Below are 25,803 nucleotides of genomic sequence, written 5' to 3'. Positions count from 1 at the left end.
CGGGATGGTCCTGGACCAGCTCGACCTGCCCGGCGACCCGATGCCCGAGGCGCTGCTGCGCCGCCGCGGGCTGATCGGCCTCCGCGAGGCGTACGAGGGCATCCACCGGCCGAAGTCCTGGGACGAGCTGACCCGTGCCCGCGCCCGCCTGAAATGGGACGAGGCGTTCGTCGTGCAGGTCGCGCTGGCGCAGCGCCGGCTCGCGGCCGCGGCCCTCCCGGCGAAGCCGCGCCCGCCGTCGTTCGGCGGCGTCCTCGCCGAGTTCGACGCCCGCCTGCCGTTCGAGCTGACCAAGGGCCAGCGCGAGGTCGGCGACGAGATCGCCGCCGACCTCGCCCTCGAACACCCCATGCACCGCCTCCTCCAGGGCGACGTGGGAGCCGGGAAGGCCCAGCCACTCGACGCCGGCGTGTTGACGCCCCGGGGATTTCGACCGATGGGCGACCTTCGGGCGGGGGACGAGGTGATCACGCCCGAGGGTGAGGTCACGGTGGTGACGGGTGTCTTCCCGCAAGGCGAGCGGGAGGTCTACCGCCTCGTGTTCTCCGACGGGACCTCGGTCGAATGCGATGACGAGCATCTCTGGGCGGTGAAGACCGACACTGGCTGGCACCGCGGGAGTGATCTCAAGGTCCTGACGACACGTGAACTGCGCCAGGATCTGCTTCGCAAGTCCGGGGGTAGCAAGTGGTACCTGCCCCTGGTCGAGGCGCCCGAGTTGGACACGCTGGTCGCCCGTCCGCTCGACCCCTACCTCTTGGGCGTCCTGCTCGGTGACGGGTTCATGAAGTACGGGCGGCTCGCGATATCGACGCAGGACCGGGAGATCGTCGATGCGGTAGGGGAACTGGTGCCCGATGGATGCAGGCTCGTCCAGCGACCGGATCGTCCGCTCGACTGGTCGATACTCGGTGAGCGTCGCGGTGCGGGGAACCCGGCCATCGCCGCCCTACGGAGCCTGGGCGTTTACGGCAAGGGGGCGTACGACAAGTTCGTACCGTCCGGCTATCTGCACGCGCCGGCGAAAGAGCGGCATGCACTGCTGCAAGGGCTGCTGGACACGGACGGTACGTTGCGAGCCGAGGGCAGGGACGTCAGCCTGCTCTCCGCCTCGCGGCGATTGGCGGAGGACGTCGCCTGGCTGACCCGGTCGCTCGGAGGCTACGCCCGGTGCCGTCAGACCATGAAGATGGGCAAGCCCTACTGGACGACCAGCGTCGCACTGCCGAACGACTTCCCGCCCTTCCGGCTGTCCCGCAAGGCGAGCCGGTTGAAGCCGCGGACGAAGTACGAGCGCAGGCGCAAGGGCGTCCGCGCGATCGAGTACGTCGGCCGCAAGGCGGTCCAATGCATCTCCGTCGCCCATCCCGGTCGCCTCTACGTGACGGACGGATGGACGCCGACCCACAACACGGTGGTCGCGTTGCGGGCGATGTTGCAGGTGGTGGACGGGGGCGGGCAGGCGGCGCTGCTCGCGCCGACCGAGGTGCTCGCGCAGCAGCACTACCGGTCGATCACCGGGATGCTCGGCGACCTGGCGCAGGCCGGGCAGATCGGCGGCGCCGAGCACGCGACGCGGGTGGCGCTGCTCACCGGGTCGCAGGGCGCGAAGGCGCGCAAGGCGGCGCTGCTCGACGCGGCGTCCGGCACGGCCGGGATCGTCGTCGGCACGCACGCGCTGCTGCAGGAGACCGTGCAGTTCGCGGACCTCGGGCTCGTGGTGGTGGACGAGCAGCACCGGTTCGGCGTCGAGCAGCGGGACGCGCTGCGCGAGAAGGTCGACGGCGGCCGTCCGCACGTGCTGGTGATGACGGCGACGCCGATCCCGCGGACCGTGGCGATGACGGTGTTCGGCGACCTGGAGACGTCGGTGCTGGGGCAGCTGCCCGCGGGCCGGTCGGCGATCCAGACGCACGTGGTGCCGCCGGAGCGGCCGAACTTCCTCGCGCGGACGTGGGAGCGCATCCGGGAGGAGGCCGCGCAGGGCCGGCAGGTCTACATCGTGTGCCCGCGCATCGGGGAGCAGGAGGGCGACGAGGGCGACGCCGTCGCCGCCGACGAGGAGGGCCGGCGGTCCCCGCTCGGCATCATGGAGCTGCTGCCGCAGCTGGAGGAGCTGCTGTCCGGGCTGCGGATCGGGGTGCTGCACGGCAAGCTCCACCCGGACGAGAAGGACGCGGTGATGCGCCACTTCACCGCGCGGGAGCTGGACGTGCTGCTCGCGACCACGGTCATCGAGGTCGGTGTGGACGTGCCGAACGCGACCGTCATGGTGATCATGGACGCGGACCGGTTCGGCGTGTCCCAGCTGCACCAGCTGCGCGGGCGGGTCGGGCGCGGGTCGCTGCACGGGCTGTGCCTGCTGGTGACCGACGCCGAGCCGGGGAGCAAGGCGCGCGAGCGGCTGGACGCGGTGGCCTCGACGACCGACGGGTTCCGGCTGTCGCGGCTCGACCTGGAGCAGCGGCGCGAGGGCGACGTGCTGGGGGCGGCGCAGGCGGGCCGCGCGTCCAGCCTGCGGCTGCTGACGCTGCAGCGCGACGAGGACGTCATCCGCGACGCGCGCGAGGAGGCGACGTCGCTGGTCGAGGCCGATCCGGACCTGTCCGGCCATCCGGGGCTGGCGACCGTGCTGGCGTCGCTGCTGGACGAGGACCGCGCCGGCTTCCTGGAAAAGACATAATTCCTACTGATTAAGTTGACTTTTTGCCGGATCGCCGCCACGATGGCCGTGTGACCCCGAACTCGGCCCTCGTCGCCCGGCTGCACGTCGACCTGCGGCGCGTGGCCAGCGCCCTGTGTTCCCGTCGCTGATCCCGCCCGGGGTCCGGGCGCCCGCCCGGCCCGTCCAGGACCGACGGCTTCCAGGAGGCCACACCATGACGATCACCCGGCTCGACGACGTGGAGGAGTCCCTCCGCGCGGCCGACCCCGCGACCCGCGCCGCCGCGGTCACCGCGCTCACCGCCGCCGTCCGCGCCGGCGACGCGCCGCGCGGCGCCGGCGACACCCTCGCCTGGGCGCTCGCCGACGAGGACGGCGACGTCCGCGGGCGCGCCGCCCACGCCCTGCGCCGGCTGCCCGAGCTCTACATCGGCGAGGACGGCATCGGCGCGCTCCGGCTCGCCGCCGCCCGCGGCCGCGACGGGCTCGTCCGCGACACCGCCGCCGAACTGCTCGCGGTCCTCTCCCGCGGCGCGGGGGAGCTGTACGCGCAGGGCCTGCAGGACGACGAGCCGAACATCCGGATCCAGGCCGTGCTCGGGCTCGTCGCGCTCGGCGCCGTGCCCGAGGTCGCCGACGCGGCCGACGACCCGTCCCGCGAGGTGCGGGTCGCCGTCGCCGAGGGACTCGCCCGGCTGTCCGGCCCCGCCGCGCTCACCGCGCTGGAGCACCTGCTCGGCGACCACGACCCCGTCGTCCGGATGGCCGCGCTCGACGCGGCGGCGGAGCTGGGCGTCCCCGGACCGCTGGAGGGACGCGTCGTCACCTCGACCGCGCACGCCAGCTGGCAGGTGCGGCGCCGCGCCGTGCGGGCGCTCGGCCGGGCCCGCGCCGACGTCGCCGTCCAGCCGCTCGTCCGCGCCCTCGGCGACCGGATCGTGGACGTGCGGCGCGCCGCCGTGCGGGCGCTCGAGCAGTGGGCGGCGGACCGTCCCGAGGTGGTCACGGCGCTCACCGAGTCCCTCACCGACCCGGACCCGGGTGTGCGCACCCAGGTCCGCTGGGCGCTCGCGTAGGCGTACGCGGGCTCGCGGGCGGGCCGCCGGCGTGGCACGGCGCCGGCGGCCCGCTCTCACCTCCACCGCGCCGGTCTCGATGCGGGCGGGACGTTCTGGGGTGGGGCGCCCTGCTCGCTTCAAGGCCTGCGCGGCGGCGTCAGGGACCGACCCCTGGGCGAGCACGGCAACGCACCGGAACCGAGAACTCACGGACGATCACCGACGTCTAACGTGATACCGGAAGGTAAGGGCCGGACGGTGCCGGCGCGGGTAGGTGTTCCCGTGGCGGTCCACGCGACGGAGGAGAGCCGATGACGCCCGTTGCCCCACTGCGGCCGGACGACCCGGGGCGGCTGGGGCGGTACGAGCTGCTCGGACGGCTCGGCGAGGGCGGGCAGAGCGTCGTCTACCTGGGGCGCCGCGACGACGGCATGCACGGCGCCGTCAAGCTGCTCCGCGCGCAGCTGAGCCGCAGCCCCGAGTGGCGGGCCCGGTTCGAGCGCGAGCTGAAGCTGATCGAGCGGGTCGCCGGGTTCTGCACGGCGCAGGTCGTCGACGCCGACGTGTCCGCCGAGACGCCGTACGTCGTCAGCGAGTACGTGCCGGGCCCGTCGCTGACCGGCCTGGTCGGCGAGCGGGGCCCGCGCGCCGGCACCGACCTGGACCGGCTGGCGATCGGCACGGTCACCGCGCTCGCGGCGATCCACCGCGCGGGCATCCTGCACCGCGACTTCAAGCCGTCGAACGTGCTGATGGGGCCGGACGGCCCGCGCGTCATCGACTTCGGCATCGCGCGGTTGATCGGCGAATCGGCGGCGCGGGGCAGCGGCGTCGTCGGGACGCCGTCCTACATGGCGCCCGAGCAGGTGACCGACGCCGAGCTCGGCACCGGCGTGGACATGTTCACCTGGGCCGCGACGATGCTGTTCGCCGCGACCGGCCGGCATCCGTTCGGCAACGACTCGATCTCCGCGGTGTTCAACCGGATCCTGCACTACGAGCCGGACCTGTCGCCCCTGCCGGGGACGCTGCGCGGCTCCGTCGCCGCCTGCCTGGCGAAGGACCCGGCGCGGCGTCCCGAGGCGCAGCAGGTGCTGCTCGACCTGATCGGCCGCGACGTCCCGCCCGCGCCGCGGGCCGGCGGCGCGCTGACGACCGGCGCGCAGCTCGCGGGCGACCGGCGCACGCCGCCCCTGCCGGACCGGTTCGCGGCGGCGGGGACCGGACCGGAGCCGCCGACGCCGGACACGGTCCCGCGCCCGCCGCACCGCGTCGGCCGCCGCGCGGCGCTCGCGGCGGTGCCGCTCGCCGTCCTCGCGGGCGGCGGGACGGCCTGGGCCGTGCTGGCGAACGGCTCGTCGGACGCGCCCGCCACGGCGTCCACCGACCAGGCGGGCCCGCCCGCCGCGGCGAACGCGGCGATCGCGCCGGCCGCGGAGGCGGTCAGGTCGGTGCTCAGCTTCGACCACTCCTCGCTCGACCGGAACGTGGCGGCGGCGCACCAGGTGTCGACGCCGCGCTACGGCGCCGACTACGACCGGCAGCTCGCCGCGAGCGGCTACCGCAAGGAGCTCCAGGACAAGAAGGGGTCGGTGACCACCGACGTCGTCGACTCCGCGGTGGTCGGCGCGGCGTCCGGCAGCGTCACCGTGCTGTCGTTCGTCAAGCGGACGGTGCGCGCCGAGGACGCCTCGCCGCGCCTGCTGTCGGACCCGATGCGCGCGACGATGGTCCGGCAGGGGAACCGGTGGCTCCTCGACACCCTCTACACGCTCAAGGCGGGGTCGCAGCGCGCCGACACCTCGGGCCTGCCGTGGCCGGGCGCGCAGGCGCGCGGAGCGCTCGGCGCCGTCTACCGGGACCCGGCCGTCGCGTCGGGGACGCCGGTGGAGCTGGGACTGCGCGCGGGCGGCGGGTCGCAGGGGCTGACCGCGCTCGTCGCCGTCGGCGACTGCAAGGGCGCGTGCACCGACAAGGACCCGGTCTCGTTCCACCGCCTGCTGCTGCGGCGGTCGGGCGGGGAGTGGACGGTGGCGTCCTCGCAGCGGCTCTGAAGCGGGGACGGTCCAGGGGCGTTCCGGACACGGGGCGCCCCTGGACCGTGAAGGCGGGTCAGGACTCGCGTGCCGCGGCCCGCCTGCGGGTCGCGGCGATCGCCGCGACCCCGGCCGTGACGGCGGCGAGGCCGAGCGCGGCGATGGGCAGCGCGTCGGTGCCGGTGAACGGCAGGCCCTTCGGCGGGACGTACGCCGACGCGGAGACGCCGGACCCGAGTCCGCCGCCGTGCGCGGGCGGCAGGTCGGGCAGCAGCGGCGCCGACGGCGGGGCGGGCGGCGCCGGGGAGGGGCTCGGCGGGGTGGTGGGGCCCGCGGGCGGCGCCGGCGGCGACGGCGGCAGCGGCGAGGTGGGCGGCTCGGTCGGCGGTGGGGTCGGGGGGCTCGGCGGCGCGGGGGCCTGCTCACAGCCGCCGCCGACGCAGGCGCCGAGGTTCAGGTGCGCCGACACGGGCGTGCCGCCCGCCGGCGCCAGCCCGGCGGCCAGTTCGGTGTTGCCGCTGATGAGCCGCCGTCCCGCCGACAGGGTTCCCCCGGTCCTCACCTTCAGGTTCGCGCTCCCGGCCGGTGTTCTGACGTTCCCGTCCACGCGGGCACCCGCATTGAGGGTGGCGTCGTTGAGGCCCACGTTCGCGCCGGCCCGCACCCGGAGGCCGACCTCGCCGTCCGGCGTCCTGACGCCCGCGCCCAGGTCGAGGCCGGCGCCGGCGGTGTTCGTGCGCCGGTCGTAGGCCAGGGTGGCGGTCAGGTGCAGGTCCAGCGCGGGCGCCGCCGGCTTCGCCTTCGCAGTCGGCTGGGCGGTCGGCTTGGCGCGCTTCACCTTCACCTTGTGCGCGGGGCCCTTCGCGCGGAGGCGGTGTCCGGCGGGCCGGGCCGGATGCCTCCGGGCCTTGGGCTCGCGGGTTCCCGCCGGCTGCGCGGCGGACGCGAGCCGGAGGGACGGCTGGTGGGCGGGGGGACGGGAGGCGTCGGCGTTCGACACGCCGCTCATGGCGGCGATGCCGAGAACCGTCGCTCCGGCCGTCACCGCGATTCTCCTACCGTGGTGCACGGATGCTCCTGAGGGGGAGGGGTACGGGTTGCACAACCTGCGAGCACGTTGACACGTCAGGTAGTCGAAGTGAACGGCCGCCCTCGTATTTGGGGACAGGTTCACAACGGTCTCGGTGGTCGTTTGTGCACCTTCCGCAACGACCCGCGGCGGTCGATCGAGTCAGGACGGCCGGTCGGGGCCCGGCAGGCCGGAGTCCCGGACCGGTGCTTCGCCCCGCAACCCGGCGCACGCGGCGGCGCGGCCGGGCACCGGATCCTGCGAAACTGGACCGATGAGCAGGGTCATCGCGGGGAGTGCGGGGGGCCGGCGGCTGGCCGTCCCGGCCGGACGGGACACCAGGCCGACGAGCGACCGGGCGCGGGAGGGCCTGTTCTCCACCGTGCAGGCCCTGCTCGGCCCGCTGGACGGGCTGCGCGTCGCCGACCTGTACGCGGGGTCCGGCGCGGTGGGGCTGGAGGCGCTGTCGCGGGGCGCGGCGCACGCCCTGCTCGTCGAGTCGCACCCGCGGGCGCTGAAGGTGATCCGGCAGAACGCCGCGGCGCTCGGGCTGCCCGGGGCCGTCCCGCTGGGGGAGAAGGTCGAGCGCCTCGTCCGCACCGCGCCGGACGAGCCGTACGACCTGGTCTTCGCCGACCCGCCCTACGCCCTCGCCGACGCCGCCGTCACCGGCCTGCTCGAAGACCTGCGCGACCACGGCTGGACCGCCCCGGACGCGCTGGTCGTCGTCGAGCGGTCCGTCCGGGGTCATAACCTGGTCTGGCCGGACGGGTACGAGGGGGAACGCGACCGGCGCTACGGCGAGGCCGTGTTCTGGTACGGCAGGGCGCTCGGCGGCTGAACGCCCCCTGAACGGCCGCTGGGAATCACCTGGGAGTGGGCGGCGATGACGGGTCGGGCGTCATGCGCGGGGTAGGGGCCAGGGCATGAGACCGGGGATCGACCGGGCCTTGGCTGCCACATGGGTCGTCGCGCTGGCGATGACGGTCGCCCTGCTCGCCAACATCACCTACGTTCAGGGCTTCCAGGCGCAGGACCTGCGGGACAGCAGCCTCAACGCGCGCCGCCTGGAGAACCGCAACAAGGTCGAGCGCGGCCCCATCGTCGCCGACGGGCAGCGGCTGGCCTGGTCGGAGCTCACCTCGGACGGCAAGACATACCAGCGGCACTACACCGACAGCAAGGTCTTCTCGCCCATCACGGGGTACTTCTCGCCGTTCACCGAGACCGGGCTCGAAGGCGCGGAGAACCACTTCCTGGACGGCAGCGACGCGCGGCTCGCCACCACGAACCTCATCGACAAGATCATCGGGAAGCGCATCCCCGGCGGCACCGTCGAGGCCACGATCAACGTCAAGGCGCAGCGCGCCGCCTACCAGGCGCTGCAGGCCAGCGGCGCGCGCCGCGCGGCGGCCGTCGCCATCGACGCGAGGACGGGCGCCGTCCTGGTGATGGCCTCCACACCGTCCTACGACGCCAACGACGTGTCGGTCCTGAGCGGGGACAAGGCCCAGGCGGCCTTCAACGAACTGAACTCCGAGCCGCTCAAGCCGCTGCTGAACAAGGCGACCGGCGAGGTGTACCCGCCCGGTTCGACGTTCAAGACGATCGTCGCGTCCAGCGCGCTGAGCGCGGGCAAGAGCGAGGACTCGCAGGTCCGCGCCGGGCGCAGCTACCGGGCGCCGGGCGGCGGGCAGCCGATCAACAACGACGCCGGCGACATCGGCGGCGAATGCGACCAGAACCCGATCCCGCTCATCGACGCCTACGCCCAGTCCTGCAACACCACGTTCGCGTACATGGGCGCGCAGAACCCCGGCAACGCGGCGGTGCACGAGCAGGCGGGCAGGTTCGGCTTCGGCTCCCGGATCAAGATCGCCGACGGGATGTCCGCGGCGCCGAGCGCGTTCCCGGAGACCGGCCAGCCGGTGCTCAGCGCGCTCGGCTCGATCGGCCAGGGCAGCACCGTCGCGACCCCGCTGCAGATGGCACTGGTGGCCGCGGCCGTGCTGAACGACGGGAAAGTCATGCAGCCGTACCTGGTGGACAAGCTGCGGGCCGCCGACGGGTCGGTCGTCCAGCGGGCGGACCAGAAGGTGATGGCGCGCCCGCTGACGTCAGACCAGGCGAGCCAGATGCAGGACCTCATGAAAGCCGTCGTGGCGAAGGGCACGGGCAAGGAGCTGCGGGGCACCTCGGTGGCCGGCGGCAAGACCGGCACCGCCGACGTGGAGAACGAGCCCTACAACGACCGCTGGTTCATCGGCTTCGGCCCCCGCACCGACCCGAGGTACGCGGTCGCGGTCATGACGGAGAAGGAGGGCTACGGCATCGAGTCCGGCCCGATCGCCGCGAAGATCTTCGACGCGCTGGGCGGCTGACCGGCGGCGGGCCACCGAGCAGCCCGGGTGAAAGCGGGCCGAACCGGATTTGGTACGTTCGCGCCGCAGGTCAGAAACCGGGACCGAAGGGGTTCGCGCCGTGCGCCGTGTCGTCTGTCCGGGATCGTTCGACCCCGTTACCAACGGGCACCTCGACATCATCAGCCGCGCCTCCCGCCTCTACGACGAGGTGGTGGTGGCCGTCCTGATCAACAAGAACAAGAAGAGTCTCTTCACCGTCGACGAGCGCGCCGACATGATCACGGCCGTGACCGAGGAGTACGGCAACGTCAAGGTGGACAAGTTCTACGGGCTGACGGTGGACTACTGCAAGGAGCAGAACATCCCGGTGATCGTCCGTGGGCTGCGGGCGGTCAGCGACTATGAGTACGAGCTGCAGATGGCGCAGATGAACCACCGCATCGCGGGCGTGGAGACGCTGTTCATGGCCACCAACCCCGAGTACGCCTTCCTGTCCTCCAGCCTGATGAAGGAGGTCGTGAAGTTCGGCGGCGACATCTCCGGCCTCGTCCCCGACCTCGTGCACGACCGCCTCGTGGAACGGCTGCAGCAGCAGACCTGACCGGCGCCTGGAGCCGAGCACCGGCGGAGCGGAAGGCGACGCTCAGGGGCTCTTACCGGAGGTGCGGGGGCGTCCCGCAACCGGACACTGATGGCCGCGGCGCTGGTGGGAGGGGCGCGAGTTGGGGGCATCGGCCGGTGTTCGGTACCCTGGGACATCGGCCATCAAGACGGCCGCAGTTCGCCATGCCTCACGAAAGCAGGACTCCGCTGACTCGCCTCGATCCCAACGCCCCGCTCGTGCTCGACACCCGAGCTCTCAGCAGGCAACCCGGGTCGTCGCGGGAGATGCGCCTGTCCGTGCCGGCTCCGGAGAACTTCGGCGTCGAGATGGTGGGCGTTCCCGAGGGCGCCGCGATCGAGCTGGACCTCCGGCTCGAGGCGGTGCTGGAGGGGGTGCTCGTCACGGGCACGGCGACGGTTCCCCTCGAGGGGGAGTGCGCCCGCTGCCTGGACCCGATCGCCTCGACCTTCGAGGCGGACTTCCAGGAGCTCTTCGTCTATCCTGACACCCGCTCCGGCGGGAACGCCGACGACGACGAGCTCCGCCTCGAGGACGACCTGCTCGACCTCGAACCGGTGCTCCGGGACGCGGTGCTGCTCGCGCTGCCGCTCTCGCCGCTGTGCCGGGACGACTGTCCCGGCCTGTGCGCGGAGTGCGGCGCACGGCTGGCCGATGTCGGCCCGGATCACCACCATGACGTCGTCGACCCGCGCTGGGCGGCGCTGCAGGACCTCGCCGGCGAAACGTCGCCGGAGCCTCCCGAGGGGGGACGCGGGGACTCCGGTCCCCGTGGATCAGTCGACCAACAAGGAAAGCAGGAGGGCTGACGTGGCCGTCCCGAAGCGGAAGAAGTCGCGCAGCAACACGCGGCACCGGCGCTCGCAGTGGAAGGCCACCGCGCCGACCCTCGTCGAGTGCCCGACGTGCCGTGACAAGAAGCTGCCCCACACCGCGTGCGCGACGTGCGGCACCTACGACCGGCGGCAGGTCATCGCCCCGTCGGCCTGAGCCTTTTCGCATCCCGGGGGGCGGATCCGCCCGTGCGCGCCGAACGGCGCGGGCGGGCGCCCGCCCCTCGCGGACGCGCGGCAACCCCGACCACCCCGGCGCGTGACGTCGGCGTGGTGAGCGGCGCGGACCCTGCGCCCGGAGCCGTGGTGCACGCCGGGATCATCCGAACCGGCGCGCACCTCGTCTTCGCGGACGGCGTCCTTCCGGGGCGACCCGGACGCGTCGTGCTTGCTCGCCGTCGCGGCCTCCCCGGCCGCCGCGCCACAGCGGCGACCGCGCCCTGCGCGGTGCCCGGCCTCCGAGGAGGGCCTGTGAGCAAGAAGTCGTCCGATCCCGCTCCCGACCGCGCGGAGCTGACCGCCGCGCTCGGCGTGGAGGTCACCGGCGATCTGCTGGAGCGCGCGCTGACGCACCGTTCGTACGCCTACGAGAACGGCGGCCTGCCCACCAACGAGCGGCTGGAGTTCCTCGGGGACTCGGTGCTCGGCCTGGTCGTCACCGACACCCTGTTCCGGGGCCACCCGGACCTGCCCGAGGGGCAGCTGGCCAAGCTGCGCGCCGCGGTGGTGAACATGCGGGCGCTGGCGGGCGTCGCGCGCGCCCTCGGCGTCGGCGCGCACATCCGGCTCGGCCGGGGCGAGGAGGGCACCGGCGGCCGCGACAAGGCCTCGATCCTCGCCGACACCCTGGAGGCGCTGATCGGCGCCGTCTACCTGGACCGCGGGCTGGACGAGGCGTCCGCGCTCGTGCACCGGCTCTTCGACGCGCTGATCGCCCGCTCGGCGGGCCTCGGCGCCGGCCTCGACTGGAAGACCTCGCTGCAGGAGCTGACCGCGGTCGAGGAGCTGGGCGTCCCCGAGTACCACGTCGCCGAGAGCGGCCCCGACCACCAGAAGACGTTCCGGGCGTCGGTGCGGGTCGGCGGCGCGACCTACGGGTCCGGTGAGGGCCGCAGCAAGAAGGAGGCCGAGCAGCACGCCGCCGAGGCCGCCTGGAACGCGATCCGCGAGATCGTCGTCCAGCGGGAGGCGGCCGAGCAGGCCGGGCACGCGGGGCACGCGGGACAGGCGGGCGCCGCCGCGGAGCCGGAGGACCGGCCGCAGCCCCAGCCGCAGGCGGGGCCGAAGGGATCGCGCTCGGCCGGGCTCGCCGGTGCCTGAGCTCCCCGAGGTCGAGGTCGTCCGGCGCGGGCTGGAGCGGTGGACGACCGGCCGGACGATCGCGTCGGCCGAGGTGCTGCACCCGCGGTCGGTCCGCCGCCATGAGGCCGGTCCGGCCGACTTCGCCGGGCGGCTCGCCGCCCGGACCGTGCTCGCCCCGCGCCGCCGCGGCAAGTACATGTGGCTGCCGCTGCGCGCCGAGTCGGAGGGCGACGCGGGCGAGGCGCTGCTCGCCCACCTCGGGATGAGCGGGCAGCTGCTCGTCGGGGAGCCGGACCGGGAGCGCGAGAAGCACCTGCGGGTCCGGATGGTGTTCGACGACGGCGGCCACGACCTGCGCTTCGTCGACCAGCGGACGTTCGGGCACCTGATGGTGGCCGACCTCGTGCCGGACGCGTTCGACGCCGGCGCGCTCGTCCCGGAGCCGATCGCGCACATCGCCGCCGACCCGCTGGAGGACGCGTTCGACGCGGAGGCGTTCTACCGGGCGCTGCGCCGCCGCAAGACGGGCATCAAGCGGGCGCTGCTCGACCAGTCCCTCATCAGCGGGGTCGGCAACATCTACGCCGACGAGGCGCTGTGGCGGGCGAGGCTGCACTGGGCGCGGCCGACCGAGACGATGACCCGCGCGGAGGCCGCGCGCGTGCTGGAGGCCGCCAGGGAGGTCATGGGCGCCGCCCTGGCCGTCGGCGGCACCTCGTTCGACAGCCTGTACGTCAACGTCAACGGGGAGAGCGGCTACTTCGAGCGGTCGCTGGAGGCGTACGGCCGCCGTGGCGAGCCGTGCGGCCGCTGCGGGACGCCGATCCGCCGCGACGAGTTCATGAACCGCTCGTCCTACAGCTGCCCGGTGTGCCAGCCCAAGCCCCGCCGAGTGCGGTACTAGGCTTCCCCGCGTTCGGGATCGAGGGGGGCGGGAAGGGCGCGATGGAGGACCTGGAGCAGGAGACGGTGCGGCTGACCGCATGGGTGCGGGGCCGGGTGCAGGGCGTGGGCTTCCGCTGGTGGGTGCGGGCGCGCGCGCTGGAGCTGGGCCTGGCCGGCAGCGCGACGAACCTGAGCGACGGGCGCGTGGAGGTCGTGGCGGAGGGGACCCGCAAGGACTGCGAACGGCTGCTGGAACTGCTGGAGGCCGATCCGCTCGACGGCCGGCCGCTCGTCGCCGGCCCGCCGGACCGCCCGGGGAAGGTGACCGGCGTGACGCGGCGGTGGAGCGAGCCGCGCGGCGAGGCCTCCGGTTTCCTGGAACGGTGACCGGGTAGGGGGTTCCGGTTTTTACCTGCTAAACTAGTAGAGGAAGGTTGTTACCGGCCTGTGATGTGCGTCTTGACCAGGACACCGGCCGGTGCGACTCTAGACGATACGCGCACCGATTCAGATGCTTCTCGTGCGCGATCCCTGCTGGTTACTCAGCGTGGAGGACCCTTAGTCATGGCGAAGGCTCTACTCGGCCACGTCGGCGGTCCCGACCCCCGGATGGTCGCGGAGATGCGGCGCCTGCAGCAGCGCGTGCGGGACCTGGAAGCCGAGCTCGTACGGCTTCAGGCGGAGAACGACGCGCTTGCGACGGCGACCGACGACGACGTGGTGTCGCTCGCGGTGAAGGATCGTGAACCGGCGCTGACCTGATCGGCGCCTTTTCCTCGCAGTGGACAAGGGACGCCGTCACCAGGCGTCCCTTCTGTTTTGCCCACCCCACCCGGCGACGGGCGTCACAGCATGCCGCCGGGCGGTCGAACTCCGGTCAAACCTTCGTAGGGTTTCGGTCTGACCGAGCTCGGGGTCTCTGCGGCCATTCGCCGTATTAACGGGCATTCGTCCGGCGTTCCGGGCCGTGCCCCGAATCCGCCTCCCATCCGTGCGGGTGCCGTGCTCGCACCGCCCGCTGCCGGTATCGTTCGTTCGGATTCCCGGAGCCGGCAGCGCAGGAGGAGGACGACGGGCGCGTGTACCTGAAGACCCTGACGCTGCGCGGCTTCAAGTCCTTCGCGTCCTCCACGACGCTGAAGTTCGAGCCGGGCATCACCGCCGTCGTCGGCCCCAACGGGTCGGGCAAGTCCAACGTGGTGGACGCGCTGGCCTGGGTGATGGGCGAGCAGGGCGCCAAGTCGCTGCGCGGCGGCAAGATGGAGGACGTCATCTTCGCCGGCACCGCGAACCGGGCGCCGCTCGGCCGCGCCGAGGTCGTGCTGACGATCGACAACGCCGACGGGGCGCTGCCGATCGACTACACCGAGGTCACGATCAGCCGGCTGATGTTCCGGTCCGGGTCCAGCGAGTACGCCATCAACGGCGACTCGTGCCGGCTGCTGGACATCCAGGAGCTGCTGTCGGACTCCGGCATCGGTCGCGAGATGCACGTGATCATCGGGCAGGGGCAGCTCGACCGCGTGCTGCACTCCGGCCCCGAGGGCCGCCGCGCGGTGATCGAGGAGGCCGCCGGCGTCCTCAAGCACCGCAAGCGCAAGGAGAAGGCGCTGCGGAAGCTGGACGCGATGCAGGCGAACCTCACCCGCGTCCAGGACCTCACCACCGAGCTGCGCCGCCAGCTCAAGCCGCTCGGCAAGCAGGCCGAGATCGCCCGCCGCGCCGCCGTCATCCAGGCCGACCTGCGCGACGCGCGGCTGCGGCTGCTCGCCGACGACCTGGTCACGCTGCGCACCAGGCTGGAGCAGGAGGCCGCCGACGAGGCGGCGATCCGCGAGCGCCGCACCGAGACCGAGCGCGCCCTCGCCGAGGCGCAGGAGCGCGAGGCGGTCCTGGAGGCCGAGGAGGCCGAGCAGGCGCCGAAGCTCGCGCAGGTGCAGGACACCTGGTTCCGGCTGTCGGCGCTGAAGGAGCGGCTGCGGGGCGTCGCCGACCTCGCCGCCGAGCGGAACCGCAACGCCTCCGAAGCCCGCGAGGAGGAGCGCCGCGGGCGCGACCCCGAGGACATGGAGCGCGAGGCCGCCGAGATCCGCGAGCAGGAGGAGATGCTCCGCGCCGCGCTCGACGAGGCGCAGGACGGGCTGGCCGACGCGGTCGAGCAGCGCACCGGAGCCGAGGAGGCGCTCGCCGCCGAGGAGCGCCGGCTGCAGGCCGCCGCCCGCGCCGCCGCCGACCGCCGCGAGGAGCTGGCGCGGCTGCGCGGCCGCGTCGAGGCGCTGCGCAGCAAGGCGCAGGCGGGCCGCTCGGAGATCGGCCGGCTCGCGGACGCCCGGGCCGAGGCCGAGCAGCGCGCCGAGACCGCGCAGGCCGAGTTCGAGGCGTTCGAGGCCGAGGTCGTCGAGGACCCGGCGCTCGCCGCCGAGCACGAGATGGCGCAGGAGGCGCTCGCCACCGCCAAGGACGCCGCCGAGGCCGCCCGCGCCGCCGTCGACGAGCCGCGCCGCGCGCTGAAGGAGGCGCGCTCCGCCGTCGCCGCCGCACGGACCGCCGACCAGGCCGCGCAGAAGAAGGTCACCGCGCTGCAGGCGCGGATCGAGGCGCTGAACCTGACCCTCGCCAGCGCCGCCGACGGCGGCGAGGCGCTGCTCGCGGCGGGCGCCGACGGGTCGGTCGACGGCGTGCTCGGCACGGTCGCCTCGCTGCTGACCGTCCGCCCGGGCTACGAGACGGCGGTGGCCGCCGCGCTGGGCGACGCGGCGCAGGCCATCGCGGTCGGGTCGCTCGACACCGCCGAGGCGGCGCTGACGCTGCTGCGGTCCCGCGACGCGGGCCGCGCCGGCCTGCTCGTCGGCGGCGGAGACCCCGGCAGGTCCGAACGCGTGCCCGGCGTCGACCACGCGGCCGACGCGGTGACCGTGCCCGACGCGGTGCGTCCCGCGCTGGAGCATCTGCTGCGCGGCGTCGCCGTCGTCGACGACGTTCCCGCCGCCGCCGCGCTCGTCCGCCGCGAGCCCGCGCTGCGCGCCGTCACCCGCGACGGCGACCTCGTCGGCGCGCACTGGGCGCAGGGCGGCGCCGCCGGCGGCGGGCAGAGCCTGCTGCAGATGCGCGCCACCCTCGACCAGGCCACCGAGGACCTCGCCGCGGCCGAGACCGCCGCCGCGGCCGCCGCGGAGGGGCTCACCGCGTCGGCGGAGGCCGAGCAGTCCGCGCAGGCGGCGCTGGACGCGGCGCAGGCCGCCGCCAACCAGGCCCAGACCGGGGTGAACCAGGCACAGTCCGACCTCGACCGGGTCCGCGCGCGGCTCCGCGAGTTCGACGCGCAGGCCGCGCAGGAGGCCAAGCGCGCCGCACGGCTGGAGGCCGACGTCCGCGCCGCGCGCGGCGAGGCCGAACGGCTCACCAAGGCCCTGGACGCGGCGAACGAGTCGCTGGAGCGCGACACCGAGGCCGCCGAGGAGCTGGCGGTGCGGCTCGCCGAGTCGGAGGAGGCCGCCGAGGTCGCCGACGAGGCCGGGCACGACACCGACGCCCGCGACGAGCTCGCCGAGCGCCTCCGGGTGCTGCGCTCGTCGGAGATGGAGGCGCGGCTGGCCGTCCGCACCGCCGAGGAGCGCGTCCAGGCCATCACCGGCCGCGCCGACGCGCTGGAGCGCGGCGCCCGCCGCGAGCGCGAGGAGCGCGCCCGCGCCGCCGAGCGCCGCGCCCGCCGCGAGCTCCAGGCGAGGACCGCGAAGGCCGTCCTCAAGGGCGCGCGCACCGCGCTGGACCGGATCGAGCTGTCGCTGGCCGCAGCCGTCCGCCGGCGGGAGGCCGCGGAGCAGGCCAAGGCGGCCCGCGAGGCCGAGCTCAAGGTCGTCCGCACCCAGGTCCGGGAACTGTCGGGCACGCTGGAGCGGCTCGTCAACGTCGTGCACGGCAACGAGGTCGCGCGCGCCGAGCAGCGGCTCCGCCTCGAACAGCTGGAGCAGCGCGCGCTGGAGGAGTTCGGCCTGGAGACCGAGTCCCTCGTGAACGAGTACGGGCCCGACCAGCCCGTCCCGCCCGACCCCGACAAGGGCGAGGACGCCCGGCCCGTCCCTTACGTGCGGGCCGTCCAGGAGAAGCGGGCCAAGGCCGCCGAGCGCCAGCTCAACCAGCTCGGCAAGGTCAACCCGCTCGCGCTGGAGGAGTTCGCGGCGCTGGAGGAGCGGCACGCGTTCCTCACCTCGCAGCTCGACGACCTGAAGAAGACGCAGCGGGAACTGCTCGCCCTGGTCAAGGAGGTCGACGACCGGGTGCAGCAGGTGTTCGCCGCCGCCTACGACGACACCGCGCGCGAGTTCGAGCGGATCTTCGCGCGGCTGTTCCCCGGCGGCGAGGGGAGCCTGTCGCTGACCGAGCCGGAGGACATGCTCGCCACCGGCGTCGAGGTCGCGGCGCGCCCGCCCGGCAAGAAGGTGAAGCGCCTGTCGCTGCTGTCGGGCGGCGAGCGGTCGCTGGTCGCGATCGCGTTCCTGGTCGCGGTGTTCAAGGCCCGTCCGTCGCCGTTCTACGTGCTCGACGAGGTCGAGGCCGCGCTGGACGACACCAACACCCAGCGGCTGATCACCGTGTTCGAGGAGCTGCGCGAGTCGTCCCAGCTCATCGTGATCACCCACCAGAAGCGCACCATGGAGGGCGCCGACGCCCTCTACGGCGTCAGCATGCGCGGCGACGGCGTCACCCAGGTCGTGAGCCAGCGCCTCCGCGAGCAGGACTCCGCCTGATTTTTCATTCTGCCGCTGATTGGACCATTCCAAATGGTGGGCGGCATGGACCAGCGTCTCGTTCCGTGGACGTTTCCGGTGTCCATCCGAAATATTTCGCGTCCGAATAGCGCATTGCCGTCGCCGCATTTTCCCCGGTGGTGGGGGAATGGGAGCGGCGGCGTGCACCGACCGTGATCCCGCGGCGACGCTGACGGGCTTGTGCCCGTCCGATGGTTCCACTAGTCATGTGGCCCGTGGTTCTCCGGCTCCCCTCCCGGACACCCCGCCCGGGCTCGGAGAACCGCTGGAGAGGACAGCGTGGACGCGCAGAAACTCAAGGACAATTTCGCGCAGGTGGGATCGAACGGCATTGTCGTCGCCGAATATTTCTACGCCGATCTGTTCGCCCGGGAGCCGCAGCTCAGAAGCATGTTCCCGGGCGCGATGAGCAAGCAGCACGAGGTGCTGCTCGGCGCGCTGTCGCAGATCGTGTCGACGGTCGACGACACCGATACGCTCGTCCCGTTCCTGCAGGACCTCGGCCGCCGGCACCACGGATTCGGGGTCGCCGCCGAGCACTACGGCCCCGTCGGCGCCAGCCTGCTGGCGACCCTCGCCTACTTCAGCGGCCCCGACTGGAACGAGGACCTGGAGCGCGACTGGGCCGCCGCGTACGGCGTGGTCGCCCAGGTCATGACGGAGGCCGCCGCCGAGCCCGTCGCCTGACCGCGGCGTGGACGCCCAGCGCCTGAAGGACAACTTCGCCGCCGTCGCCGGGCAGGGCGACGCCGTCGCGCTGTTCTTCTACTCCGACCTGTTCGTGCGCAACCCGCACCTGCGCGACATGTTCCCGATCGGGATGACCGGGCAGCGCGACAAGCTGCTGCGCGCCCTCGGCCAGATCGTCGCCAAGGCCGACGACCTGCCGGCCCTCGTCCCGTTCCTGCGCCAGCTCGGCCGCGACCACCGCCGTTTCGGCATCGTCGCCGAGCACTACCCGCACGTCGGCGCGAGCCTGCTCGCCACGCTCCGGCACTTCTCCGGCGCGGCCTGGAGCGCGGACGTCGAGAGCGACTGGAACGCCGCCTACAGCCTGGTCGCCAAGGTCATGCTGGAGGCCGCCGACGAGGACGCGCTCGCCAGCCCCGCCTGGTGGAACGGCCAGGTCGTCGAGGCGGAGCGGCGCCGCTTCGACATCGCCGTGCTGCGGATCCGGCCGGACCGCCCGCTGCCGTACACGCCGGGGCAGTCCGTCGCGCTGGAGGTGCCGTCGCGGCTGCGGCACTGGCGGTACTACTCGATGGCGAACGCGCCGCGCCCCGACCACACCGTCGACTTCCACGTCCGGCTGGTGGACGGCGGGCCGGTCAGCCCCGTCCTGGTCCGCGCCACCCAGCCCGGCGACCGCGTCCGGATGGGCGCGCCCATCGGCACGCTCACGCTGGACGAGTCGTCCGGCCGGGACGTACTGCTCGTCGCGGGCAGCACCGGGCTCGCGCCGCTCAAGGCGATCCTGGAGCAGATCGCCGGCCTGCCCGCACCGCCGCGCGTGCACCTGTTCTTCGGCGCCCGCGACCGCGACGGCCTGTACGACCTGGAGGACCTGGGCAAGCGCGCCGCCGAGCTGCCGTGGTTGACCGTCGTCCCCGCCGTGTCGGACGAGCCCGCGCCCGGCGAGTCCGGCGGGCACGGCTTCTCCGCGCTGCTGGGGTCCGGCGGCGGGCACGGGGCCGGCCCCGGAGGCCCCGCCGGTGAGGAGGTCGAGCACGGCGACCTGCCCGACGTGGTGGCCCGGCGCGGCCCCTGGCCCGGCCACGACGCCTACGTGTGCGGGCCGGCGGCGATGACCGAGGCCGCCGTCGAACGGCTCGTCGCGTCGGGCGTCGCCCGCGACCGCATCCGCCTGGAATCCTTCGCCGACGCACAGAGGTGACCGCAGTGAACTCCCCGAACCTCCCGGTCGTGCCCGACGGCACCCGGCTGACCCCCGGCGAGCTGCAGTCGGTGGTGTTCGCGCGGGCCGCCCTCGGCCGCCGCGGCTACGACGAGGACCAGGTCCGCGACTTCCTGCAGTACGTCGAGCGGGAACTCGTCCAGATCCTCAACCACAAGGCCGCGCTGGGCGAGGAGGTGAACCGGCTGCGCGCCCAGGCGGGCCGCGGCGCGGGCGGCGTCATGGCCCCCGAGGACGCGCACTTCCAGGCCGTCCGGATCCTGTCGCAGGCCCAGCAGACCGCCGACCTGTACGTCGCGGACGCCGAGCGCTACACCCGCGAGCTGGCGCACGAGGCCCGGCTGCACCGCGAGGCGATCCTGTCCGACGCGAAGGGCCGCGCCGAGCAGTTGCTGGAGGACGCGCACCGCAAGGCCGCCGAGGTCGCCGACGCCGCGGTCCGGTCGGTGCCGCCGCCCGCCGCGGCGGCCTCGCCCGGGCCGGGCGGCCCGCCCGACGACGCGCGGCGGCACGAGCTGGAGCGCGAGATCGCCTACCTGCGCACCTACAGCGATGTCTACCGCACCCATCTGCGCTCCTACCTGGAGGCCCTGCTGCGCAACGTCGACGAGTGGGAGAGCTCCGAACGGGCATCGGTACCGGGGGAGACCCCGGGGCCGCGGCTCCGGGGCTGATCGGGCACGCCCGCCGGGGGCGTGCTCTTCGCATGCGTGCGGGCGCGTGATCGGCGGGGGTTAGGTCCAGCGCCGCCGGTCTGGAAAACTGGGGACGCTATGGAATATGTGATCGTCATCGTCGCGCTGTGCGCGGTCGCGCTGATCGTCGGCGGGGTCATGCTGCTGCGCCGCCCGGTCCGCCGCCGCCGTCCGCCGGTCCCGCCCGCCGAGCGGCCGCCCGCCGAGCAGCACGGCGCGACCGCCGTCGACGAGGCGGAGGCCGCGGCCCCCACCATCGAGCGGGCGCCGCCCACCGAGGCACCGGCCCCGCCGCCCACCATCGAGATCGAGCGGCCGCCCCCCGGCGCGGGACGGCTCGTCCGGCTCCGGGCCCGGCTCGCGCGCTCCCAGAACACGTTCGGCAGGACCCTGCTCGGGCTGCTGTCGCGCGACACCCTCGACGACGACGCCTGGGAGGAGATCGAGGACACCCTCATCACCGCCGACATGGGCGCCGCCGTCGCCCGCCAGGTCACCGACGACCTGCGGACCCGGGTGCAGGTGCTCGGCACCCGCAGCCCGGAGGAGGTCCGCGCGCTGCTGAAGGAGGAGCTGGTCAAGCAGATCGGCGCCGACCTGGACCGCTCCCTGCGCACCGAGGCGCACGGCGACCGGCCCGCGGTGCTGATGGTCGTCGGCGTCAACGGCACCGGCAAGACCACCACCTGCGGCAAGCTCGGCCGCGTCCTGGTCGGCGACGGCAACACCGTGCTGCTCGGCGCCGCCGACACCTTCCGCGCCGCCGCCGCGGACCAGCTGGAGACGTGGGGCTCGCGGGTCGGCGCGCAGGTCGTCCGCAAGGACGAGGGGGCCGACCCCGCCAGCGTCGCGTTCGACGCGGTCAAGCAGGGCATCGACACCAAGGTCAACGTGGTGATCATCGACACCGCGGGCCGGCTGCACACCAAGACCGGGCTGATGGACGAGCTCGGCAAGGTCAAGCGGGTCGTGGAGAAGCAGGCCGAGGTGGACGAGGTGCTGCTCGTCCTGGACGCCACGACCGGGCAGAACGGCATGCAGCAGGCCCGCGTGTTCGCCGAGGTCGTCAACATCACCGGCGTGGTGCTGACCAAGCTGGACGGCACCGCCAAGGGCGGCATCGTGGTCCAGGTGCAGCGCGAGCTGGGCGTCCCGGTGAAGCTGGTCGGGCTGGGCGAGGGCCCGGACGACCTCGCCCCGTTCGAGCCGGAGGCGTTCGTGGACGCGATCCTCGGCGACTGAACGGCACCGCCCCACGGCGCCCCGCGACCCCTTGCGGTCGCGGGGCGCCGTTCTTTTCGGGCGCCCTTTCACCTGGACCGGAGCATGACCCGGGGAAAAGGAAACGGTTGCCGCCGGCGGGTAAGGCGGTGAGGGTTCCGAAACAGCCGTGAAACACGCCGCGGCGGGGTTTCACACCCCGGAAACACGGGCGGCGCGCCGGTGAAACGGCCGCCCAGGAATCTCGGGGCATCCACGTTTCCGGTCGAGGAGGGGCACTCTCCGAGATGAAGATCGATACAGGCGCGACCGCCTGGATGCTGGCGGCAGCGGCGCTGGTGCTGCTCATGACACCCGGGCTCGCCTTCTTCTACGGCGGCATGACCCGGGCGAAGAGCGTCCTCAACATGATGATGATGTCGTTCGGCGCCATCATCAGCGTCACCATCCTCTGGGTCCTCTTCGGGCACTCCATCGCCTTCACCGACAACGGTAGTTCCTTCGTCAACAAGTTCATCGGCGGATTCGACGCCGTCGGGCTGAAGGGCGTCGCGACCCAGGTCTCCGAAGGGCTGCTGAAGGACCAGAGCGACAACATTCCGACCATGGTCTTCTCGATGTTCCAGCTGACGTTCGCGATCATCACGGTCGCGCTCATCAGCGGCGCCATCGCGGACCGTGCCAAGTTCGGCGCCTGGATGACGTTCACCGTCGCCTGGGCGACGCTGGTGTACTTCCCCGTCGCGCACTGGGTGTGGGGCACCGGCTGGCTGAACAAGCTCGGCATCGAGGACTTCGCGGGCGGCACCGTCGTGCACGTCAACGCCGGCGCGGCGGGTCTCGCCCTGGCGTTCGTCCTCGGCAAGCGGCGCGGCTGGCCGAAGGAGCCGATGCGGCCGCACAACCTGCCGTTCGTGCTGCTCGGCGTCGGCCTGCTGTGGTTCGGCTGGTTCGGCTTCAACGCCGGGTCCGAGCTCGCCGTCGACGGCACCACCGGCCTCGCGTTCATGAACACCCAGATCGCCACCGCCGTCGCCGCGGGCGCCTGGGCCCTGGTCGAGAAGATGCGCGACGGCCACGCCACCACCCTCGGCGTCGCGTCCGGCGCCGTCGCCGGCCTCGTCGCGATCACCCCGGCGTGCGGGTTCATCGACCCGTGGGCGGCGATCGTCCTCGGCGCCATCGCCGGCACCGTCTGCGCCTACGCGATCGGCCTGAAGTACAAGCTCGGCTACGACGACTCCCTCGACGTCGTCGGCGTCCACCTGGTCGGCGGCGCGATCGGCGCGCTGTCGCTCGGCTTCCTGGCCGCCTACCCGTTCCTGCCGGGCCAGCACAAGGGCCTGTTCTACGGCGGCGGCGCGCACCAGCTGGGCCTGCAGGCCCTCGGCCCCGTCGTGATCGGCCTGTACTCGTTCGCCATCGCCTGGGTCATCGGAAAGATCATCGACATGACGATCGGGTTCCGCATCTCCGCCGACGACGAGGCCGCCGGGATCGACGTCACCGCGCACGCCGAGACCGCGTACGATCTCGCTCCCGCGGGAGGAGGCGCCTCCCGCGGCGCCGTTACCGGCACCGCGGCACCGCGCGCGGTGTCGCCCGACAAGAAGGTGGAGGCCGAGGCGTGAAGCTGATCACCGCCGTCATCAAGCCGTTCAAGCTGGACGAGGTCAAGGCGGCGCTGGAGACCTTCGGGGTCAAGGGGATGACCGTCAGCGAGGCCAGCGGCTACGGCCGCCAGAAGGGCCACACCGAGGTCTACCGCGGCGCCGAGTACAAGGTCGACCTCGTGCCCAAGCTGCGCGTCGAGGTGCTCGTGGACGACGAGGACGCCGACGACATCATCGACGTCATCGTCAAGTCGGCGCGCACCGACAAGATCGGCGACGGCAAGGTCTGGGCGGTCCCCGTGGACACCGTGGTCCGCGTGCGGACCGGCGAGACCGGCCCGGAAGCCCTGTAGGAGCGGTGTGACCCTCGTCCATCCTCCGGCCGGAGACCGGGCTCCCGAGGCCGCCCGCGCCGCCCTCGCGGCGGCGCGGGCCGCCCGCGCCGGCGACCTGGACCGCCGCCTCGCGGCCCTGCTCGCCAGCGCAGTCGACATCCCCGGCCGGTTGGCGCCCCCCGCCACCCCACCCTCAGGCGCCGCCTCCTCCGGCATCCCCGCCTCAGCCGCCGCGCCCGGTACGGCGCCCGCCGATGCCGCGCCCTCCGGCGTCGCGCTCGCGGCCGTCGGCAGCCACGGGCGGCGCGAACTGACCCCCGGCGGGGACCTCGACCTGGTGCTGCTGCACCGCGGGCGCCCGGACATCGCCGAGATCGCCGACCGCCTCTGGTACCCGATCTGGGACTCCGGCCTGCGCCTCGACCACTCCGTCCGCACCGTCGCGGAGGCCAGGACCGTCGCGCGCGCCGACCTGAAGGCGGCGCTCGGGCTGCTGTCGGCCCGCCGCGTCGCCGGCGACCACACCCTCGTGGACGAGCTGCGCGCCGCCGTCCTCGCCGACTGGCGCGCCGACGCCCGCGTCCGGCTCCCGGAGCTGGCCGCGCTGTGCCGGGAGCGCTGGGAGAAGCAGGGCGAACTGGCGTTCCTCCTCGAACCCGACCTCAAGGAGGCCCACGGCGGCCTGCGCGACGTCCACGTCATGCGCGCCGTCGCCGCGTCGTGGATCGCCTCCGCGCCCGACGGGCGGGTCATGGCCGCGCACGACCTGCTCCTCGACATCCGGCACGCCCTGCACGAGTCCACCGGACGCTCCACCGACCGGCTCGTCCTCCAGGAGCAGGAGGCCGTCGCCCGCGCCGTCGGCCTGCCGGACGCCAACATCCTGCTCAGCGCGATCGCCGAGGCCGGCCGCACGGTCACCTACGCGGCCGACCACCTGTGGCGCCGCGTCGCGCGCGCCACGGGGCCGCGCCGCGCCCCCGTCGAGCGCCGGCCCGTGGGGGACGGCGCCGTCGAGCACGACGGCGAGGTCGTCCTGGCCCGCACCGCCGACCTGAGCGACCCCGCGCTGGTGCTGCGCGTCGCGTCCGCCGCCGCCCAGGCGGGCCTCCCGCTCGCCCCCGCGACCGTCGCGCGCCTCGCCGCCGACGCCGCCCTCCCGGACGCCCCGTGGCCCCCGGAGGCCCGCGGCGCGCTGGTCTCGCTGCTCGGCGCCGGCCCCGCCGCCATCGGCGTCTGGGAGGCCCTCGACCAGGCCGGCCTGATCGTCCGGCTGCTGCCCGACTGGGAGCGCGTCCGCAACCGGCCGCAGCGCAACCCCGTGCACCGCTTCACCGTCGACCGGCACCTCGTCGAGACCGCCGCCGGCGCCGCCGCCCTCACCCGCGAGGTCGCCCGGCCCGACCTGCTGCTGGTCGGCGCGCTGCTGCACGACATCGGCAAGGGCTGGCCCGGCGACCACTCCACGAGCGGCGCCGTCGTCGCGCACGACCTCGGCGCGGCGCTCGGCTTCCCCGACGGCGACGTCCGGGTCCTGGAGACGGTCGTCCGGCACCACCTCCTGCTGCCCGAGACCGCCACCCGCCGCGACCTCGACGACCCCGTCACCATCGGCACCGTCACCGCCGCCGTCTCCGCCGTCCCCGGCCGCGAGCGCGAGATCCTCGAACTCCTCGCCGCCCTCGCCGTCGCCGACGGCGCCGCCACCGGCCCCGCCGCGTGGGGAGCCTGGAAGGCCCGGCTCGTCGCCGAGCTCGCCCGCCGCGCCGCCGCCGCTTTGTCCGGCGGCACCCCGCCGCCCCCGCCCGTCCTCGGACCCGACCGCCTCGCCCTCGCCCGCCACGACGGCGCCGCCGTCCGCGTCACCGGCTCCCGCATCACCGTCGCCGCCCCCGACCGCCCCGGACTGCTCTGGCGCGCCGCCGGCGTCCTCGCCCTGCACCGCCTCGCCGTCCGCACCGCGCACACCGTCTCGTCCCCGGCCACCGACACCGGAACCGCCGTCCTCGACTTCACCGCCGTCCCCGAGTACGGCGCCCCGCCCGACCCTGCCGCGCTCGAAGCCGACCTGCGCCGCATGCTCGCCGACCGGCTCGACGTCGCCGACCGGCTCGACCGCCGCGCCCGCTCCGTCCGGATCCGGCCTGGCGCCGCCGTCCCGCCCCCGCGCGTCATGATCGTGGACGACGCGTCCGACACCGCCACCGTCGTCGAGGTCCGCGCGCACGACCGGCCCGGCCTGCTGTGGCGGATCGGCCAGGCCCTCGGCGCCTGCGGCCTGCACATCCGCGCCGCCCAGGTCGACACGCTGGGCGCCGAGGCCGTCGACGTCTTCTACGTCGTGGACGGGAACGGCGCCCCGATCACCGACCCGGCCGCGCTCGCGGCGGTCCGCTCCCAGGTCCTGTCCGCCCTCGCCTGAG

21 protein-coding genes and 1 pseudogene are annotated in these 25,803 nt (G+C 74.1%); 21 read left to right on the top strand and 1 reads right to left on the bottom strand.

The genetic code is table 11. From position 1 onward, the window contains the following. Window positions 1-1,045: 1,045 nt before the first annotated feature. The 4 genes and pseudogenes from J4557_RS52140 to J4557_RS05865 form a co-directional block, all read left to right on the top strand. Window positions 1,046-2,683, top strand: a pseudogene (locus tag J4557_RS52140) (ATP-dependent DNA helicase RecG); the annotation flags it as partial. A 50-nt stretch (window positions 2,684-2,733) separates the two neighbouring features. Next, a complete protein-coding gene (locus tag J4557_RS52135; protein ID WP_372442199.1) occupies window positions 2,734-2,814 on the top strand; it encodes a putative leader peptide in 81 nt (26 codons plus the stop codon). A 65-nt stretch (window positions 2,815-2,879) separates the two neighbouring features. Beyond that, window positions 2,880-3,740: a HEAT repeat domain-containing protein gene (locus J4557_RS05870; protein WP_208265383.1), complete on the top strand. Its 861-nt coding sequence runs from the start codon at window positions 2,880-2,882 to the stop codon at window positions 3,738-3,740. Window positions 3,741-4,033: 293 nt separating this feature from the next. Beyond that, complete coding sequence (locus tag J4557_RS05865; RefSeq protein WP_208265381.1) at window positions 4,034-5,776, top strand: serine/threonine protein kinase; 1,743 nt, start codon at window positions 4,034-4,036, stop codon at window positions 5,774-5,776. A 58-nt stretch (window positions 5,777-5,834) separates the two neighbouring features. On the opposite strand, the gene J4557_RS05860 is transcribed toward J4557_RS05865, so the two are convergent. Next, a complete protein-coding gene (locus J4557_RS05860; protein WP_208265379.1) occupies window positions 5,835-6,803 on the bottom strand; it encodes a hypothetical protein in 969 nt (322 codons plus the stop codon). Window positions 6,804-7,101: 298 nt separating this feature from the next. Between J4557_RS05860 and rsmD the strand changes: the two genes are divergently transcribed. The 17 genes from rsmD (at window position 7,102) to J4557_RS05775 (ending at window position 25,802) form a co-directional block, all read left to right on the top strand. Then, on the top strand, window positions 7,102-7,668 hold the full coding sequence (gene rsmD, locus J4557_RS05855) for a 16S rRNA (guanine(966)-N(2))-methyltransferase RsmD (RefSeq protein WP_208265378.1): 567 nt from the start codon (window positions 7,102-7,104) through the stop codon (window positions 7,666-7,668). 85 nt (window positions 7,669-7,753) lie between these two features. Then, the gene (locus tag J4557_RS05850) at window positions 7,754-9,208 is read left to right on the top strand and encodes a penicillin-binding transpeptidase domain-containing protein (RefSeq protein WP_208265375.1); all 1,455 of its coding nucleotides are present in this window, start codon (window positions 7,754-7,756) and stop codon (window positions 9,206-9,208) included. A 100-nt stretch (window positions 9,209-9,308) separates the two neighbouring features. Beyond that, window positions 9,309-9,791: a pantetheine-phosphate adenylyltransferase gene (coaD, locus tag J4557_RS05845; RefSeq protein WP_208265373.1), complete on the top strand. Its 483-nt coding sequence runs from the start codon at window positions 9,309-9,311 to the stop codon at window positions 9,789-9,791. A 185-nt stretch (window positions 9,792-9,976) separates the two neighbouring features. Next, window positions 9,977-10,621 carry a YceD family protein gene (locus J4557_RS05840; RefSeq protein ID WP_208265371.1) on the top strand — a complete coding sequence of 215 codons (645 nt, stop codon included), beginning with the start codon at window positions 9,977-9,979 and terminating at the stop codon, window positions 10,619-10,621. Between the two features lies 1 nt (window position 10,622). Next, on the top strand, window positions 10,623-10,802 hold the full coding sequence (rpmF, locus tag J4557_RS05835) for a 50S ribosomal protein L32 (protein WP_151545395.1): 180 nt from the start codon (window positions 10,623-10,625) through the stop codon (window positions 10,800-10,802). A 356-nt stretch (window positions 10,803-11,158) separates the two neighbouring features. Then, window positions 11,159-11,965, top strand: a complete 807-nt coding sequence (gene rnc, locus J4557_RS05830) for a ribonuclease III (protein ID WP_208265491.1) — start codon at window positions 11,159-11,161, stop codon at window positions 11,963-11,965. Continuing rightward, window positions 11,958-12,851, top strand: a complete 894-nt coding sequence (gene mutM, locus J4557_RS05825) for a bifunctional DNA-formamidopyrimidine glycosylase/DNA-(apurinic or apyrimidinic site) lyase (RefSeq protein ID WP_208265369.1) — start codon at window positions 11,958-11,960, stop codon at window positions 12,849-12,851. The genes rnc and mutM overlap by 8 nt, the downstream gene beginning before the upstream one ends. A 41-nt stretch (window positions 12,852-12,892) precedes the next feature. Next, window positions 12,893-13,219: an acylphosphatase gene (locus J4557_RS05820; RefSeq protein ID WP_208265367.1), complete on the top strand. Its 327-nt coding sequence runs from the start codon at window positions 12,893-12,895 to the stop codon at window positions 13,217-13,219. A gap of 177 nt (window positions 13,220-13,396) precedes the next feature. Beyond that, entirely contained in the window at window positions 13,397-13,594 is a 198-nt protein-coding gene (locus J4557_RS05815; RefSeq protein ID WP_208265364.1) for a hypothetical protein, read from the top strand. A 317-nt stretch (window positions 13,595-13,911) separates the two neighbouring features. Continuing rightward, the gene (smc, locus tag J4557_RS05810) at window positions 13,912-17,580 is read left to right on the top strand and encodes a chromosome segregation protein SMC (RefSeq protein WP_208265362.1); all 3,669 of its coding nucleotides are present in this window, start codon (window positions 13,912-13,914) and stop codon (window positions 17,578-17,580) included. A 300-nt stretch (window positions 17,581-17,880) separates the two neighbouring features. Continuing rightward, window positions 17,881-18,288 (top strand): globin domain-containing protein, encoded by a 408-nt coding sequence (locus J4557_RS05805; RefSeq protein ID WP_208265359.1) that lies wholly within the window; start codon window positions 17,881-17,883, stop codon window positions 18,286-18,288. A gap of 7 nt (window positions 18,289-18,295) precedes the next feature. Beyond that, the gene (locus tag J4557_RS05800; RefSeq protein ID WP_208265357.1) at window positions 18,296-19,495 is read left to right on the top strand and encodes a globin domain-containing protein; all 1,200 of its coding nucleotides are present in this window, start codon (window positions 18,296-18,298) and stop codon (window positions 19,493-19,495) included. A gap of 5 nt (window positions 19,496-19,500) precedes the next feature. Next, on the top strand, window positions 19,501-20,190 hold the full coding sequence (locus J4557_RS05795) for a DivIVA domain-containing protein (protein WP_208265355.1): 690 nt from the start codon (window positions 19,501-19,503) through the stop codon (window positions 20,188-20,190). 99 nt (window positions 20,191-20,289) lie between these two features. Beyond that, on the top strand, window positions 20,290-21,453 hold the full coding sequence (ftsY, locus tag J4557_RS05790; RefSeq protein ID WP_208265353.1) for a signal recognition particle-docking protein FtsY: 1,164 nt from the start codon (window positions 20,290-20,292) through the stop codon (window positions 21,451-21,453). 266 nt (window positions 21,454-21,719) lie between these two features. Continuing rightward, complete coding sequence (locus J4557_RS05785; protein ID WP_208265351.1) at window positions 21,720-23,063, top strand: ammonium transporter; 1,344 nt, start codon at window positions 21,720-21,722, stop codon at window positions 23,061-23,063. Then, window positions 23,060-23,398: a P-II family nitrogen regulator gene (locus J4557_RS05780; RefSeq protein ID WP_208265350.1), complete on the top strand. Its 339-nt coding sequence runs from the start codon at window positions 23,060-23,062 to the stop codon at window positions 23,396-23,398. The genes J4557_RS05785 and J4557_RS05780 overlap by 4 nt, the downstream gene beginning before the upstream one ends. A 7-nt stretch (window positions 23,399-23,405) precedes the next feature. Continuing rightward, window positions 23,406-25,802 carry a [protein-PII] uridylyltransferase gene (locus J4557_RS05775; protein WP_208265348.1) on the top strand — a complete coding sequence of 799 codons (2,397 nt, stop codon included), beginning with the start codon at window positions 23,406-23,408 and terminating at the stop codon, window positions 25,800-25,802. Window position 25,803: the final 1 nt, after the last annotated feature.

Source organism: Actinomadura nitritigenes (assembly GCF_017573545.1).
GTDB classification, from domain to species: Bacteria; Actinomycetota; Actinomycetes; order Streptosporangiales; family Streptosporangiaceae; genus Spirillospora; species Spirillospora nitritigenes.
The sequence above is the reverse complement of the archived record's forward strand: the minus strand, read 5'-3'. Positions and strand labels throughout refer to the sequence as shown.